Genomic DNA, 14,757 nt, shown 5'->3' with positions numbered 1-14,757 from the left:
TCAAGGTCAATCGGCCGCTTCGATCGGATCTCCGTTCGCGCGCACCCCGAGCCGGCGCATCTTCTTCCACAGTCCCTGCCGCGTGAGACCGAGCGAGCGCGCGGCCCGCGAGCGGTTCCCGCGATGCGCGTCGAGCGCGGTGCGGATCAGCTCCGCTTCGTACGCGAGCGTGCGGCCGCGCAGCGTGGCGTGCCGCTCGCGCACCAGGAGGGGGCGCTGGCCGATCTCGGGACCGAGCGCCTCGGGCCCGATCACGCCGCCGGAGCCGGCGCCGTGGGCGGCGCGGGTCAGCACCGCCTCCAGCTCGCGCACGTTTCCCGGCCAGTCGTGGGCGAGCAGGAGCTCGAGCGCGGCCGGATGGACGCCGCGGACGGCGAGCGCGTCGCGGCGCGCGAGGGACTCCAAGATGTGCGCCGCCAGGGCCGGCACGTCCGAGCGGCGATCGCGAAGCGGCGGCACGTCCAGCGCCAGGACGTGCAGCCGGTAGTAGAGATCGGCGCGGAAGCGGCCGGCGCGCGCTTCGGCCGCGAGATCGCGGTGCGTGGCGGCGACGATCCGCACGTCCACGCGGCGCGACCTCCCGTCCCCCACCCGCCGCACTTCCCCTTCCTGGAGGACGCGGAGCAGCCGGCTCTGGACCGATGGGCTCGCGTCGCCGATCTCGTCGAGGAAAAGGGTGCCGCCGTCCGCCAGCTCGAACAGCCCCGGCCGGTCGGCGTGCGCCCCGGTGAACGCTCCGCGCGCGTGCCCGAAGAGCTCGCTCTCCACGAGCGAGTCGGGAATGGAGGCGAAGTTGTGCGGCAGGAAGGCGCGTCCGGCGCGCGGGCTCAAGCGGTGGAGGGCGCGGGCCACGAGCTCCTTGCCCGAGCCGGTCTCGCCGCGGATGAGCACGGTCGCGCTGCTCCGCGCGTGCGCGGCGATCCGCTCGCAGAGGGCGCGGAGCGCCGCGCTCGAGCCGACGATCCCGAGGGCGGCGGCGTAGGGCCCGGGTCCGCCGGGCGCGAGCGCGGGAAGCGGCAGGGGCCGGTCCGCCTCGACTTGGATAGGTTCCACCACGCTCCCCTCCACCCGCTCCCTCTCGGATCCGAAGCCTACGAAATCAGGCGCACCTCGCGCGGGCCGGCGGCGATGGAGCCGACACGCCGGCAGGCGCGGTGCTCGCGCGCGAGCGCCCGCTCGATCGCGTTCGCATCGGCCTCCGGGACCACGAGCAGCAGCCCCAGCCCCATGTTCCACACTTCGTACGCTTCGGCATCGGGGACCCCTCCCGCTTCGACGAGCGCGCGGAAGACGTGCGGCACGGTCCACGATCCGAGCTTGATCTCCGCGCGGGCCCCCTCGGGGAGGATGCGGACCAGGTTTCCCGGAATGCCGCCGCCGGTGACGTGCGCCATCCCGCGCACCGTCCCCGCGGCGCGCGCGATCCTCACGTCGGTGCCGTAGTAGAGGTGCGGCGCGAGCAGCAGCTCTCCCACCGACTCCTCGGCGCCCGGAAAGCGGTCTCCCGCGCGGAGGTGCAGCGTCTCGAAGAGGATCTTCCGCGCGAGCGAGTAGCCGTTCGTATGGAGGCCCGCGCTCGGCAGGCCGAGCACGACGTCCCCCGGCGCGATCCCCTCGCCGCGAACCAGGTCGCGCTCGGCGGCGATGCCGACGATCGCCCCCGCGAGGTCGTAGTCGCCCGCCGCGTAGAGCCCCGGCATCTCAGCCGTCTCCCCGCCGATCAGGGCGCAGCCGACCTCGCGGCATCCGCGCGCGAGGCCCTGGACGAGGCGCTCGACACGGACCGGATCGAGAGCCCCCATGGCGATGTAGTCGAGGAAGAAGAGCGGCGTGGCGCCGTGCACGAGGATGTCGTTTGCGGAGTGGCAGACGAGGTCGTACCCGACCGTGTCGTGGCGGTCGCAGAGGATCGCGACCTTGAGCTTGGTGCCGACCCCGTCGATGCTGGAGAGCAGCACCTGTCCGGGCATCCCCGGAACCCGGTACGCGCCCGCGAAGAGCCCCACGTCGCCCAGAACCCCGGGACCGAAGGTGGAGCGGCAGAGGTCCCGGATGCGCGCGACCGCTTCCTCTCCCTTCCGGATGTTGACGCCGGCGTCCTCGTAGCGGCTCATCGAGGCTCGGGCTCGGCTTCGGGAAGGAAGATCTCGTCGGCGTGCTCCCCCGCCTCGCGCACCCCCTCGAGCGCGCCCCCCTCGTGGAGCTGCACGAGCGCGGCCACGATCTCCTCGTCGAATTCGGTCCCCGCCTTGGCCGAGAGCTCGGCCAGCGCGCACGCGACCGGAAGGCCGCGGCGGTAGGAGCGGTCCGAGGTCATCGCGTCGAACGCGTCGCACACGTGAATGATGCGGGCCCCCAGCGGCACTTCCGCCTCGGTGAGCCCCGACGGATACCCCTGCCCGTCGGGCCGCCAGTGATGCGTGCGCACCATCTCGGCCGCGGAGCGGAGCGCGCGGATCTGCTCCACGATCTTCGCCCCCGCCTCGGGGTGGCGCATCATGAGCAGCCGCTCCTCCTCGGTGAGCGGGGTCGGCTTGCGGATGACGTCGGGGCGCTGCGCGATCTTCCCGATGTCGTGCACCAGCGCCGCGTAGTGGATCATCTCGACTTCCGATTCGGGAAGCGCGAGGTGGCGCGCCACGCGCACCGAATAGCCCGCGACCCGCACCGAGTGGCGGTGCGTGTAGGGGTCGACCGCATCCAGCGCCGTGGAGAGCGCCCGCACGAATCCGACCAGGTCCTCGCGCAGGTCGGCGTAGAGCCGGAGCGCGTAGCGGGCCAGGAAGAGCGGGACCGTGAGGAGGAGCACGCCCGGGATGCCGGCCACGACCCGCACCTGCGCGAAGAGGAGCCCGAACCCGATCGCCAGCGCGTGCTGGAGGAGCCCGTCCCGGAACTGCTGCCGCCAGATGGTCCGGGGCGACTCCTGCGTGTTCGCGCCGACGAGGAGGCTCACCCACCCCGTGTTGACCGCGTAGTAGAGGGCTCCCGCGATCAGGATCGGGAGGAAATCGTGGAGCCGCGGCGCGCCCAGGGCGCCGCCCGCCGCGAGATACGCCGATCCGGCCAGAATGGTGGTCGAGGCGTAGATGCCTCCGTTGAGCATGGCGGCCGCGGGCCGCTCGCGCAGGAGGAAGAGCTGCGCCGGGATGGCGGTGAGGAGATCGAGCGCGCCCGCCACCCACGGACCGAACAGCAGGATGGCGCCCACGTCGAGCACCGAGGCGATCGTGATGGTGCCGCCGCGCGGCAGCGGGACGGGGTGCGACTCGGCCACGACGAGGAGCACGAACCAGACCACGACGCCCAGCAGGTCGGGCCGCGTCTGCTTCACCTCGGGGCCGCCGAAGAGCGCGAGCAGCACCGGGAGCGCGGCCAGGAACGACGGGACGACGAACCAGGCGACGCGCGCGGCGATGGAGCGCGAGCGAGCGAATGCCGTGGAGGACGGAAGCGACGTGATCACGTGCATCGGTGGTCCTCGCGTTCGTTGGTTTCGGCGGTGCAAGGGATTGGCGAACCGCAACGAGTGTGCCAGCGCGCACCGTCCGTATAAAGAGCTAACGCGTGTCGGGCGCGGGAGCGGAAGCAGGGAGCGCGGAGCGCGACGCGCGCGGGCGGCGTCGAGGCGCCGTCGGCGTCGGAGCGGGCGTTCTCCGGCGCTTCGGGCCGGGTCGCGCGCGGCCCGGAGGTCACCGCAGGACGCGCGCCGTGTTGTCCAGGCTGACGCGTGTCATCGCCGTGATCGCCTCGGCGCGGCGCAGCACTTCGCCGCGCTCCACGCGCAGGAGCGCGCCGACGCTGAACTCCTCGACGGCGTACGACGCGAGCACGCAGCCGTAGACCACGGCGCGTCGGAGATTGGCCTCGGTGAGCCGTCCCATCCGCGTGAGCGCGCCCATGAAGCCGCCGGCGAACGTGTCCCCCGCGCCGGTCGGGTCCACCACCGTCTCCAGGGGAAACGCCGGACAGGCGAAGTACTCCCCCCGGCTCTGGAGAAAGGCGCCGTGCTCCCCCATCTTGACCACCACCGTCTCGGGCCCGAGCGCGAGGATCGCGCGCGCGGCCTTGTGGGTGAGCGACTCGCCCGTGAGCTCGCGCGCCTCCTCCTCGTTGATCAGGAGGATGCGGACGCGCTTCAGCGTCTCGAGGAGCTCGTCGCGCTTGTTCGCGATCCAGTAGTTCATGGTGTCGGCCAGGACGAGGCGCGGGCTCGTGAACTGCGCCAGGACGTCGCGCTGGAGGACCGGATCGATGTTGGCGAGGAAGACGTCGCGCAGCTGCCGCACGGCGGCGGGCAGCTCGGGCCGGAAGTGCTCGAAGACGTTGAGCTCGGTGCGCACCGTGCGCCGCGTGTTCATGTCCTCGCTGTAGACCCCTTCCCACCGGAAGGTGCGCCCGGGGGCGATCTCGAGGCCGGAGAGGTCCAGGTCCGGCAGGGTGAGCGCCGCGCGGGCCTCGGCCGGGAAGTCGGAGCCCACGACGGCCACGAGGTGCACCGGCGCGAAATGCCGGGCCGCCAGCGCGAAGTAGGCGGCCGAGCCGCCGAGCACCTCCTCCACCCTGCCCTTGGGTGTCTGGATCGTGTCGAGACCCAGCGAGCCGACGACCGCGATGCCCACTACATCGCCTCCGGCGCGCTCACGCCCATCAGGGAGAGCCCGCGCTTCAGCACGGCGCCCGTCGCCCGGGTGAGGAGCAGGCGCGCCGCGGTCGTGTCGGGATCGGTCCCGACCACGCGATGGAAGTGGTAGAACGCATGGAATTTCGCCGCCAGCTCCTTCAGGTACTGCGGAACCCGGTGAGGCTCCCGGGTCCGGGCCGCGGCGGCCAGCAGCGAGGGAAAAGAGGCGAGCGCGCGGAGGAGCGCCTCGGTCTCGGGCTCGCACAGGAGCTCGAGGCGGGCCTGGGCGACGTCGGGCTCGGGCACGCCCTGGTGCTGGGCGTACTCGAGCACGTGGAAGATCCGGGCGTGCGCGTACTGGACGTAGTAGACCGGATTCTCCTCGCTCCGCTTGACCGCCAGCTCCAGGTCGAAATCCATCGGGCTCTCGGCCCGCCGCATGAGGAAGAAGAAGCGCGCGGCGTCCACGCCGACCTCCTCGACCAGCTCCTCCATGGTGACGAACTCGCCGGCGCGCTTGGACATCTTCACGACCTCGCCGCCGCGCATCAGCTTCACCCACTGGAGCGTGATCACGTCGAAGCGCTCGGGGCCGTACCCCAGCGACTGGAGCGCCGCCTTCATCCGCTGGATGTGGCCGTGGTGGTCGGGCCCCCACAAATCGATGGCGCGCGAATAGCCCCGCGAGAGCTTGTCGTCGTGGTAGGCGATGTCCGGGAGGAAATAGGTCGGGATGCCGTTCGAGCGGACGATCACCCGGTCCTCCTGATCGCCGAACGAAGTGGACCGGAACCAGACGGCGCCGTCCTTCTCGTAGACGTGCCCGCTCGCGCGGAGCCGCTCCAGCTCGGCCAGGACGCGCCCCTCCCGGTGGAGCTCCGATTCCCGGAACCACCGCTCCATCCGCACGCCGAACTGCTCGAGCTGCGCCCTCTGCCGCGCGACCATGAGATCGATCGCGGCGGCGCCGAAGGCGGCGCGCTGCTCCCGCTCCGGAAGCTTCAGCCATTCCGACGCCGGGGCCTCCTCCAGCCGCGCGGCCACCTCGGCGACGTAGCCGCCCGCGTAGCCCTCCTCCGGGATCTCCGGCGCGGGCAGCCCCCGCGCCTCGCAGTAGCGCGTGCGCACCGAGGCCCCGAAGAGCTCGGCCTGGAGCCCCGAGTCGTTCACGTAGAACTCCCCGTCGGCGCGGTAGCCCGCCGCGTTCAGGATGCGGATCAGGGAGTCGCCGAAGGAGGCGGCGCGCGCGCTCACGATGTTGAGCGGGCCGGTGGGATTGGCGCTGACGTATTCGACGAGGATCCGCTCTCCGCGCCCCGACTCCGAGGCGCCGTAGCCGGCGGGGTCGCCGAGGATCCGGCGCACCGCGTCCTGGAGCCACGGAGCGGCGAGGCGGAAATTGATGAAGCCGGGCCCGGCGAGCTCGACCTTGTCGAGCACGCCCCCCTCGACGTCCAGCGCGGCCACGATCGCGTTCGCCACCTCGCGCGGCGGACGCCGGGAGGCCTTGGCCAGGGAGAGCGCCACCGCCGACGCCCAGTCGCCGTGGCTCCCCTCGCGCGGCACCTCGACCTCGACCGCGGTCCCCTCGGGCAGCGTGAACCCCGCCTTCCCGACCGCGGCCGCGAGGCGCTCGGTCAGGTAGGCTTCAATCGGCCACGAGTTCACGTCGGGCGTCACCCCAGAGCTTGTCGAGGAGATAGTATTCGCGGGCCTTGGCATGGAAGACGTGCACGACGACGTCCACGTAGTCGAGGAGGATCCAGCGGCGCGCCTCGTAGCCCTCGACGTGCCAGGGCTTCATCCCGTCGGCGCGGAGCCCGTCGTCCACCGCGTCGGCGATGGCGCGCACCTGGACTTCGGAGCTTCCCGTCGCCAGCACGAAGAAGTCGCAGACGCCGTCCAGCTCGCGCAGGTCGAGGATCATCACGTCCTCGGCGCGCTTGGTCAGCGTGAGTCGGGCGGCCGTGCGCGCGAGGGCCTGGGAATCGGAGTGCCGCTGCGCGTCGCGCGGCGCAGGCTCGGGCTCGGGCTGCTTCACCGGCGGCGCGTCACGGCGTAGCGGACCGCGTCGGTCAGCGCCGTGCGGGCGACGTCGTCCTTCACATGGTCCAGCTCGGCTTCGGCCTCGCGCGCCAGCGCGGAGGAGCGCTCCTCGCTGACTTCGACGCCTCCGTTCTCGGTGACGAAGCGGACCACGTCGCCCCAGTGGCCGTTCCGGAACTCGCGGTTCTGGATCATCGCGCGCATCTCGCGCCGCGCCGGATCGGAAGCGTTCCGGAGCGCGGTGATGAGCGGCAGCGTGATCTTCCCCCCCTCGAGGTCGCTCCCCATCGCCTTCCCCATCACGTTCTCGGAGCCCAGGTAGTCGAAGATGTCGTCAGTGATCTGGAACGCGAGGCCGACGGCGCGGCCGTAGCGGAACATCGCCTGGCGCGCCTCGGGGTCAGCGCCGCCCGAGAAGGCTCCGAACTCGCAGCCGGCCGAGATGAGGCAGGCGGTCTTCTCTTCGATGACGCGCATGTACTCCGCCTCGGTCAGGTCGAGACGGTTCTTCTGCTCGATCTGCCGCAACTCGCCCTGGCTCATCCGATGCGTCGCCTCGGCCAGGAGATCCATCGCCTCGTACATGCGGTTCTTGACCAGGATGGAGAACGCCTTGGAATAGAGATAGTCGCCCATGAGGATCGCGACGTCGTTGTTCCAGGCGCTGTTCACCGTGGGCAGGCCGCGGCGGACCAGGCTCTTGTCGACGCTGTCGTCGTGGATCAGGGTGGCCGTGTGGATCAGCTCCACGACCACCGCGCCCAGCACCGACTCGTCGCTGACCGCGCCGAAGCCGCGCGTGGCGAGCAGGAGGAGCGTGGGACGGAAGCGCTTCCCGAAGGCACGGTGGAGGTGCGCGCCGACCGCGCCCACCAGGGAGACGTCGCAGAGAAAGGCGTCGTCGAGCCGCTCCTGAAAGCGCTCGAACGCCTCGGCGATCGGCTCTCGGATCGAGGCGAGCGTGGGTTCTTCGGGGTTCGGCCGCGCGGGACTCTGGCTCGTTCGGGTCAATTCACTCCTAGTTTCATGGGGGCCCGTTCCTTGCGGACGCGCCAGTCTAGGCGGGAGGGCCCGCCGTGTCAATCGCCATGCCCTGGGACAGGCGGCGCAGGAGCCGCTTCCGCTCGTTCAGGGAGGGGTCTTCGGTCACCTCCTCGAGCAGCCGGTCCAGGATGCGCCCCACCTCGGGACCGGGCGGAAGCCCGAGCTCGCGCATCACGTCGGCGCCGTCCACCTTGAGATCCCGCACCGAGAGGGCCTCCTGCGCCTCGACCACCCTCCCGATCCGCTCGGTGAGCTCCCCCAGGTAGTGCGGGAAGCCGGTCTTCAGCCCGTTTCCCAGGTTGTCCGCGATCCGGAGGTCGAAGAGGTCGGCCACGTTCTCGATGCCGACCGTGCGGACGAAGCGGCGCACCGTGGCGTCGGTCCACTCCGGCCGGTAGTCGAACATGTGGTTCTTCACGAGATGCACCACCCGGTCGGTGAGATCCCGGGAGAAGCGGAGCCGGGCCATCGCCGCCTCGGTCAGCCGCGCGCTCTCGAACTGGTGGTTGTAGAAGGTGGCGTCGCCGTTCTCCTTCTCGGCGCGCGTGGCGGGCTTGCCCACGTCGTGGAAGAGCGCCGCCAGGCGCACCGCGGGCTTGGCCGGGGGCGCGGCGTCGGTCGAGTAGAGCGTGTGGAAGTAGACGTCGTAGGCGTGGTACCGGTTCTGCGGCACGGCCACGCAGGCGGCCAGCTCGGGAAGGACGATCTCGAGGAGGCCCGCGCGGCGCAGCACCTCGAAGCCGCGCGACGGCTCGCGCGCCTGCAGCATCTTCAGAAGCTCTTCGCGGATCCGCTCGGCCGCGACGCGCGCGACCTGGTCCCGCGCCACGGCGAGCGCGGCGAAGGTCTCCGGCTCGACCTCGAATTCGAGCGTGGCCGCGAAGCGCGCGGCGCGCACCGGCCGGAGCCCGTCCTCGCGAAAGCGCGTCGCGGGATCCCCCACGGCGCGCAGGATCCGCCGCGCGAGATCGTCGCGGCCGCCGAACGGATCCCACTCCGCCCGCGCGATCGGGTCCCACGCGATGGCGTTCACCGTGAAATCGCGGCGCGCGAGATCCCGCTCCACGTCGCCGGTGAACGTGACCCGGTCGGGCCTCCGCGCGTCCGAATAGCCGGATTCGATGCGAAAGGTGGTCACCTCGCAGGGACCGCTCGGGAGCGGCACGGTGACCGTCCCGTGCTTCAGCCCCGTCGGGATCGCTTCGGGGAAGAGCGCCAGCACGCGCTCGGGAACGGCGCCGGTCCCCACGTCCCAGTCGAGCACCGGGGTTCCGCGGATGAGATCCCGCACGCATCCCCCCACCAGGCACGCGCGATTCCCCTCCCCCTGGAGGCGGAGGATCAGGTCGCGGACGGGCGGAGGCACCCGGCTCGGATCGAGGGGACGAGGAGTCATGGCGCTCTCGATGGTACCAGAGCGCGCGGGCGTTGCGGCCCGCGCGGGGAGCCGCTAGGCTCGCCCCATGCGCGCGCTCCGACTCCCCGGCCCTCCGCGTCTCCTCGCCGCCCTGGCCTTCGGCGCGATCGCCGCGGTCGCCGGCGCGGCGCCGGCCGCGGCCGACCCCTTCCTGATCCCCTGCTCGCGCGAGGGATCGTGGGCCGCGCCCGACCGACAGGTCCATTTCGCGGCATCGCTCGCGATCGCGGCGTCGCTTCGCGTCGAGGGGCGCTCGCGGCTGGAATCGGTCGCCGGGACGGCGGTGATCGGCGTGGCGAAGGAGCTGTACGACGCGACCCTGAAGCCGCGGCGCCTGGGACGGGGGGCGAGCCGGAAGGACCTGGGAGCTGATCTCCTCGGCGCCCTCGCGGGGGTGCTGATCGTGGCGGCCGCCGATCGCTGAAGGACGCCTAGCGCCGCCGCGCGGCGGCCGCGACGGCGCTAGGCCGCCAGGCGCTTCCGCTCGAGCGGGATCGTCAGCGTGAACACGGCGCCGCGCGGCCCGTTCTCCGCCGTGATCCTCCCGCCGTGGTTCGAGATGATCCGGTAGCAGGTGGAGAGGCCGAAGCCGTGCCCCTCCGGCTTGGTCGTCACCGAGGGCTCGAACAGCTTGTTGATGACCTCGGCGGCGATGCCCGGCCCGGTGTCCTCCACGACGAGGCGGATCTCCTCCCGGAGGACGCGCGTCCGGACCGTGATGCGCGGGTCGCCGCGGCCGGCGGCGTTCATCGAGTCGGCCGCGTTCGAGAAGAGGTTCATCAGCACCTGCTGGATCTGACCGGGATCCAGCGACGCCTCGGGCAGGTCGGGCGCCAGGTCCAGGTCGAACGCGATCCGCTCGTACTTGTTCTGCGGGACGATGAACTCCACCGTGCGCCGCACGAGGTCGTTCAGGCGGGTCGGCTGCTTCCGGATCTCCTTGTGCGAGAAATCGAGGAGCCCCTTCACGAGCACGCCCATGTTGCGCGCCTGCTCGGCGATGATCCGCGCGCTCTCCTCGGTCTTCTCCACCGGCTGCTTCCCGATGCCCATCAGCAGGAGCTGCGCCCGCCCGGAGATCGCGGCGAGATAGTTGTTCAGCTCGTGCGCGATCTCCGCCGCCATTTCCCCCTTCGCGGCGAGGCGCTCCGAGGAGACCAGCTCGTCCTTGGCCTTCTCGAGGGCGATGTAGCGCGCGCCCGCCTCCTTGATCAGGAGGAGCGGCACGAAGAAGAAGATGAGCCCGAAGAAGCCGAGCGCCAGGTACGACACCACCACGAGGGGCGAGAGGAAGAAGAGCGCCGCCGATCCGAGGAGCGAGATGGGATAGAGGTACTCCTCGCGCCAGGTGTTCAGGAGTCGCCGCCCGCTCGAGAGCGCGACCGCGCCCGAGACGAACAGGGTGTTCACGAGGAAGTAGACGATCGTCGCCGTGGCCCAGGGAACGATCAGGGCGATCCCGTGGAAGGCCGGGAGCCCGCCCGCGCGCACGAGCGGCGCGCCCCCGAGCGCCTCGAACACCAGTCCGGCCGCGGCGAGCGAGAGCACGTTCTGCCCCGCGTTGAAGACCGCCTTGTACCACTTCCGTCCCGAGAAGAAGAGGTTCGCGAGCGCGAAGGCGACGGCGACGATCCAGACCGACGGCATGAAGCCCAGCAGCACGAGGAGGCTCAGGTCGACGGCCGAGGCCATGCTCTCCATCGCCTTGCCGGTGAGCGTCGGAATCCAGAGGCTCTCGGCGAGCAGGCTGACCAGGACCCACACGCCGACCTGCATCCAGCCGACCGCCGCGAGCGCATGGAGCGAGAGCGCGAGCACGACGGCGCCAAGGCCGGACACGATGGCGATGTAGGCGATCAGCCGGCGGCTCACGACGCGCGCTCCGGGCGGTCGAGAGCGCGATAGAGCTCCGGCCGCCGGTCGGCGAACAGATCGTTCCGCGGCGTCACCCTCTTGTCGCGCGCAAGGAGCGGGTCGATCTCCGCGGTGCGGACGCACTCCTCCTCGGGACCCGCCGCCGCGAGGCGCTCGCCCCGGGGCGAGACGATCTGGCTCCGCCCCGTGAACGTGAGCGTGGCCCCCTCCACGGTCTCACTCCCCGTGCGGCTCGCCGTGATCGTGAAGACCCGGTTCTCGAGGGAGCGCGTGATCATCGCCTCCTGGCAATAGGGATGGACGAGATTCGCGGGGTGCGCGATCACCTCCGCCCCTTCCAGCGCCAGGACGCGGGCCATCTCGGGAAAGCGCCAGTCGAAGCAGATCATGATCCCCACGTCGGCGCCGGCCGCCCGGGCGTGTCGCGGCGAAGCGCCCGCGCGGTCGAAGACCTCCTTCTCGGTGTCGAAGAGGTGCGCTTTCCGGTAGCACACGACCGGACCCTCGGGTTGGATCGCCACCGCGCTGTTGTAGATCTTCGTCTCCGCGCGCTCGGCGATGCCGAACACGATCGCGCGTCCGGTCTCGCGCGCGGCCGCGGCGAGGCGCGTCACGGTCGGGCCCGACGGAACGGGCTCGGCCACCGCGCGCAGCGCTTCCTTGTCGAAGTAGAGATATCCGGTGGTGGCCAGCTCGGGACAGACGAGGAGATCGGTCCTCGTGGATCGGAGCGCCTCCTCCAACCGAGCGGCGTTCCGTTCCGGCCGCCCCCGCTCGGGGGAGAATTGGAAGAAGCCCGCGATCATCGAAGTCCTGATCGTGCGGCGTTAACCCGCTGGGAGGCGCGACCTTCTGCGGTCACGGCCGGACCCTACCAGCGGCCGCGAACCAGCGTCAACGGGATTCGCCCGATCCTCCCCCGCGCTCGAGCAGCTCGCGGGGGTCGAGCGGCGCCTCCTGGGTGCCGGGAGGAGCCGAGAGGGCGAGGTCGGCCGGGCGCGCCCGGGACGCGAGATTCCAGTTCCGGAACTCGATCCAGACGGTGTCGGTGGGCGAAGCGATCGAGACCCAGTGCGGCAGTCCCGTACCCCGGTCGCGCGACATCCACACCGAGACCTCGGGGAGCGAATCGCCGAGCGAGCCGCCGTGCAGGCGGTAGCCGTCCCGCATGCGACCGCGGACGGCCCGAGCCTCCGCGCGGGCGTCGAGACGCGCGCGAAGGAACTGCTCCGGCTCGGCGACCAGGCGGCGGAGGCGCGCCGGAGCGCGCGCATAGGGCGCCCGATAGACAGTGCGCTCCGAGGGGCTATAGAGGAGGAAGAGCTCCTTCTGCCGGTCGATGACGATCTCCTGGCCGCCGCTCGCGGCGGAGCGGTACCGGAGGCCGCGCCCGGGAAGGATCCAGACCGATCCGTTCTCGCGCGAGGGCTCGCCGCCGAACGGATCGCTGCGCTCGATCGCCATCAGCGCCTTGGCCTCGGGCGCGGCGAGCACCCGGCGGAAGGAGGCGCGGACCTCCTCCTCGGCCGCGTCCGCTCCCCGGAGCGCGCGCGGCAGCACGACGAGCGCCAGCACCAGGAGTCCCGCCGCCGAGGCGGCCAGCCCGCGACGCGCGCTCAAGGCTCCGCTCCGTCCATGCCCTCTTCGCCGATCCCGAGAAAGCGGCGGAGCAGGGCGCGGCTCCGCGGATCGTCCAGGGAGAGCATCGTCCACTCGGGATCGGCCGGAGGCAGGTGGCGCAGCCTGGATGGGCCCGGACGCGCGTATTCGTCGATGTCCAGCCGCACCACCGCGGGGCCGCGCTCCCATTCCACCGAGCGCGGCAGCGTCCCGCCGCGATAGCTCTTCGGATCGCCGTAGCGGATGGTGACGAGCGTACCGCGCCCGCCGGCGCCGCCGATCCGGAGCCGCCGCGGCTCCCCCTTCGCGCTCAGCTCGAGGCCGAAGGGATTCGTCGCCTCGCCCACGAACACACCCGCCACCCGCCATCCGTCCCCCCAGGGCTCCACCGTTCCGTGCTCGATGGCGGCGCGGATCCAGCCGGGACTGAAGTCCCAGGGGCGCGCGAGGAACCGGAGCCCGTGCGGCCCGAGCCCGTCCTCGCCCAGGACCTGCCCGGCAAGACCGAGATCCATCGGGCGAAGCGCCACGTAGAGCGAGTCCCCCAGGTAGGAAGCGTCCAGCGCGCGGATGGGGCCGACGTAGCCCACGACGACGAGGCTGTCCGCCTCGGTGGCCCAGCGCACGTCCATCGATCCCTCGCTGGCGCCCCCGCGCTTGAGCGAGATCGCTCCCGATCCCCGCGAGGCCGCCTCCGTCCTGGCGAATTCCTGGAGGAAGAGCGCGCGCGCCTTATCCCCCGAGCCGGAGGGACCGCCGGTGAGCGAGACCGGAGCCTTGCCGCATCCCGCCAGGGCCAGCATCGCGACGCAACCCGCTTGCGCCAGCGCGCGGAGGACGGCAGAGTGACGGGGATGGAAACGGAAGCGATCGAGCGCGCGAAGGGCGCCGGGACCGACCCGGTCTTCTGGACGGCGCCGCCGGGGGCGCTCCCCGCCGGAGCGGCGCTCGTCATGACGACACGCGTCGGCGGCGTGAGCCGCGGGCCCTACGCCGAGCTCAACGTCGGCCTCCGGGTCGGCGACCGCGAGGAGTCGGTGCTCGAAAACGTCCGGCGGATCCGCGGCGCCCTCGGCATGGACGCGCGGGAGCCGGTGCGGGTGCGCCAGGTGCACGGCACCGATCTCGCGGAGGCGGCCGCGGGCGACCTCCTCCCGCGGGCGGACGGCATCCTGCTCGCGGCCGGGGATCCCTGGGCCGCGGTCAGCGTGGCCGACTGCGCGGCGGTGGCCCTGGTCGCGGAGGATGGAGCGCGCGGCGCGCTGGTGCACTCGGGCTGGCGCGGCACGCTCGACGGCATCGCCGTGCGCGCGGCGCTCGCCCTGGAGCGGAGCGGCTCCCCGCCGGAATCGCTTCACGTCGTGATCGGTCCGTGCATCCATGCCTGCTGCTACCCCGTGGGTCCCGAGACGGCCGGTCGCTTCCCGGCGTTCCTCATTCAACCCCATGCGAGCGGCGGCTTCGCCCTCGATCTGCCGGGAGCGATCGCCGCGTCCCTGACCGGGGCGGGGGTTCCTCCCGCCCGGATCGCGATCGCGTCCGAGTGTACCGCGTGCCTGCCGGAGCGGTTCTACTCCCATCGCCGGGACCGTGGGACGACGGGGCGCCACTGGATGCTGCTCCGGCTGGCTCCGCCCGCGCGCTGAGGGTCCGCTCCAGCCGCCTCAGCGCTTTCCGCCAGGTGAACCCCAGCAGGAGGCCGAGCGCCGCGCCGGCCAGGACGTCCGACGGCCAGTGGTCCCCCACGTAAACGCGCGAGAAGGAAACCGCCCCCGCCACCACGTACGCCGCGACCCGGGCTTCCGGGAACACGTACCCCACGATCGGCGCCGCGGTGAAGAAGTTCACGGCGTGCGACGACGGGAAGGAGCGGCTGTGCCGCACGCCGAAGAGCGGCCTCGCGTCGGCGATCTCCACCGAGGGACGGGTGCGGCCGACGATCGGCTTCAGCACCTTGGAGGAGAGCTGGTCGGAGCAGGCGATCGCCAGCGCCAGGACCAGGACCCCCAGCCTTCCGCGCCGGCCGCGCAGCAGAAACGCCGCGCCGAGGAGGACGAGGAGCGGAATCTTGAACACGCCGGGGCTGGAGAGGGCCCGCAGGATCGGGTCGAGCCAGGCCTGATGCCACCCG

15 protein-coding genes are annotated in these 14,757 nt (G+C 72.0%); 3 read left to right on the top strand and 12 right to left on the bottom strand.

Translation table 11 applies throughout. The features are described 5' to 3' along the window. Window positions 1–6: 6 nt before the first annotated feature. The 8 genes from VE326_03820 to VE326_03785 all read right to left on the bottom strand — a co-directional run bounded on the left by VE326_03820 (window position 7) and on the right by VE326_03785 (window position 9,110). Entirely contained in the window at window positions 7–1,053 is a 1,047-nt protein-coding gene (locus VE326_03820; protein ID HYJ32323.1) for a sigma 54-interacting transcriptional regulator, read from the bottom strand. Between the two features lie 38 nt (window positions 1,054–1,091). Next, window positions 1,092–2,114 carry a phosphoribosylformylglycinamidine cyclo-ligase gene (purM, locus tag VE326_03815; protein ID HYJ32322.1) on the bottom strand — a complete coding sequence of 341 codons (1,023 nt, stop codon included), beginning with the start codon at window positions 2,112–2,114 and terminating at the stop codon, window positions 1,092–1,094. Next, a complete protein-coding gene (locus tag VE326_03810) occupies window positions 2,111–3,472 on the bottom strand; it encodes an HD-GYP domain-containing protein (GenBank protein ID HYJ32321.1) in 1,362 nt (453 codons plus the stop codon). Before VE326_03810 ends, purM begins: the two co-directional genes overlap by 4 nt. 220 nt (window positions 3,473–3,692) lie before the next feature. Continuing rightward, a complete protein-coding gene (locus tag VE326_03805) occupies window positions 3,693–4,622 on the bottom strand; it encodes a PfkB family carbohydrate kinase (protein ID HYJ32320.1) in 930 nt (309 codons plus the stop codon). Then, the gene (argS, locus tag VE326_03800; protein ID HYJ32319.1) at window positions 4,622–6,304 is read right to left on the bottom strand and encodes an arginine--tRNA ligase; all 1,683 of its coding nucleotides are present in this window, start codon (window positions 6,302–6,304) and stop codon (window positions 4,622–4,624) included. The genes VE326_03805 and argS overlap by 1 nt, the downstream gene beginning before the upstream one ends. Further along, window positions 6,273–6,665 (bottom strand): ribosome silencing factor, encoded by a 393-nt coding sequence (gene rsfS / locus VE326_03795; GenBank protein ID HYJ32318.1) that lies wholly within the window; start codon window positions 6,663–6,665, stop codon window positions 6,273–6,275. Before rsfS ends, argS begins: the two co-directional genes overlap by 32 nt. Further along, window positions 6,662–7,681: a polyprenyl synthetase family protein gene (locus VE326_03790; protein HYJ32317.1), complete on the bottom strand. Its 1,020-nt coding sequence runs from the start codon at window positions 7,679–7,681 to the stop codon at window positions 6,662–6,664. Before VE326_03790 ends, rsfS begins: the two co-directional genes overlap by 4 nt. Window positions 7,682–7,727: 46 nt before the next feature. Then, window positions 7,728–9,110 carry an HD domain-containing protein gene (locus VE326_03785; GenBank protein ID HYJ32316.1) on the bottom strand — a complete coding sequence of 461 codons (1,383 nt, stop codon included), beginning with the start codon at window positions 9,108–9,110 and terminating at the stop codon, window positions 7,728–7,730. Window positions 9,111–9,177: 67 nt separating this feature from the next. On the opposite strand from VE326_03785, the gene VE326_03780 reads away from it, so the two are divergent. Next, window positions 9,178–9,555, top strand: coding sequence for a hypothetical protein (locus VE326_03780; GenBank protein HYJ32315.1), 378 nt, complete (start codon window positions 9,178–9,180; stop codon window positions 9,553–9,555). Window positions 9,556–9,593: 38 nt separating this feature from the next. Here the strand turns inward: VE326_03780 and VE326_03775 are convergent, their stop codons facing one another. The 4 genes from VE326_03775 to VE326_03760 all read right to left on the bottom strand — a co-directional run bounded on the left by VE326_03775 (window position 9,594) and on the right by VE326_03760 (window position 13,429). Then, window positions 9,594–11,003, bottom strand: coding sequence for an ATP-binding protein (locus VE326_03775; GenBank protein HYJ32314.1), 1,410 nt, complete (start codon window positions 11,001–11,003; stop codon window positions 9,594–9,596). Next, window positions 11,000–11,812: a nitrilase-related carbon-nitrogen hydrolase gene (locus tag VE326_03770; GenBank protein HYJ32313.1), complete on the bottom strand. Its 813-nt coding sequence runs from the start codon at window positions 11,810–11,812 to the stop codon at window positions 11,000–11,002. Before VE326_03770 ends, VE326_03775 begins: the two co-directional genes overlap by 4 nt. Window positions 11,813–11,900: 88 nt before the next feature. Next, the gene (locus VE326_03765; protein ID HYJ32312.1) at window positions 11,901–12,626 is read right to left on the bottom strand and encodes a hypothetical protein; all 726 of its coding nucleotides are present in this window, start codon (window positions 12,624–12,626) and stop codon (window positions 11,901–11,903) included. Then, the gene (locus VE326_03760) at window positions 12,623–13,429 is read right to left on the bottom strand and encodes a hypothetical protein (protein HYJ32311.1); all 807 of its coding nucleotides are present in this window, start codon (window positions 13,427–13,429) and stop codon (window positions 12,623–12,625) included. The genes VE326_03765 and VE326_03760 overlap by 4 nt, the downstream gene beginning before the upstream one ends. Window positions 13,430–13,480: 51 nt before the next feature. Between VE326_03760 and VE326_03755 the strand changes: the two genes are divergently transcribed. Continuing rightward, complete coding sequence (locus tag VE326_03755) at window positions 13,481–14,272, top strand: polyphenol oxidase family protein (protein HYJ32310.1); 792 nt, start codon at window positions 13,481–13,483, stop codon at window positions 14,270–14,272. Window positions 14,273–14,460: 188 nt separating this feature from the next. Next, complete coding sequence (locus tag VE326_03750; GenBank protein ID HYJ32309.1) at window positions 14,461–14,748, top strand: hypothetical protein; 288 nt, start codon at window positions 14,461–14,463, stop codon at window positions 14,746–14,748. Window positions 14,749–14,757: the final 9 nt, after the last annotated feature.

Source organism: Candidatus Binatia bacterium, from assembly GCA_035631035.1.
GTDB lineage: Bacteria > Eisenbacteria > RBG-16-71-46 > SZUA-252 > SZUA-252 > DASQJL01.
This window is presented reverse-complemented; position numbering and strand designations above follow the sequence as displayed.

Excerpts from the sequence above, each read along its gene's own strand:
- VE326_03760 (HYJ32311.1), bottom strand. The coding sequence starts at position 13,429 with ATGCTGGCCCTGGCGGGATGCGGCAAGGCTCCGGTCTCGCTCACCGGC.
- purM (HYJ32322.1), bottom strand. The coding sequence starts at position 2,114 with ATGAGCCGCTACGAGGACGCCGGCGTCAACATCCGGAAGGGAGAGGAA.
- VE326_03780 (HYJ32315.1), top strand. The coding sequence starts at position 9,178 with ATGCGCGCGCTCCGACTCCCCGGCCCTCCGCGTCTCCTCGCCGCCCTG.
- VE326_03785 (HYJ32316.1), bottom strand. The coding sequence starts at position 9,110 with ATGACTCCTCGTCCCCTCGATCCGAGCCGGGTGCCTCCGCCCGTCCGC.
- VE326_03770 (HYJ32313.1), bottom strand. The coding sequence starts at position 11,812 with ATGATCGCGGGCTTCTTCCAATTCTCCCCCGAGCGGGGGCGGCCGGAA.
- VE326_03755 (HYJ32310.1), top strand. The coding sequence starts at position 13,481 with ATGGAAACGGAAGCGATCGAGCGCGCGAAGGGCGCCGGGACCGACCCG.
- VE326_03810 (HYJ32321.1), bottom strand. The coding sequence starts at position 3,472 with ATGCACGTGATCACGTCGCTTCCGTCCTCCACGGCATTCGCTCGCTCG.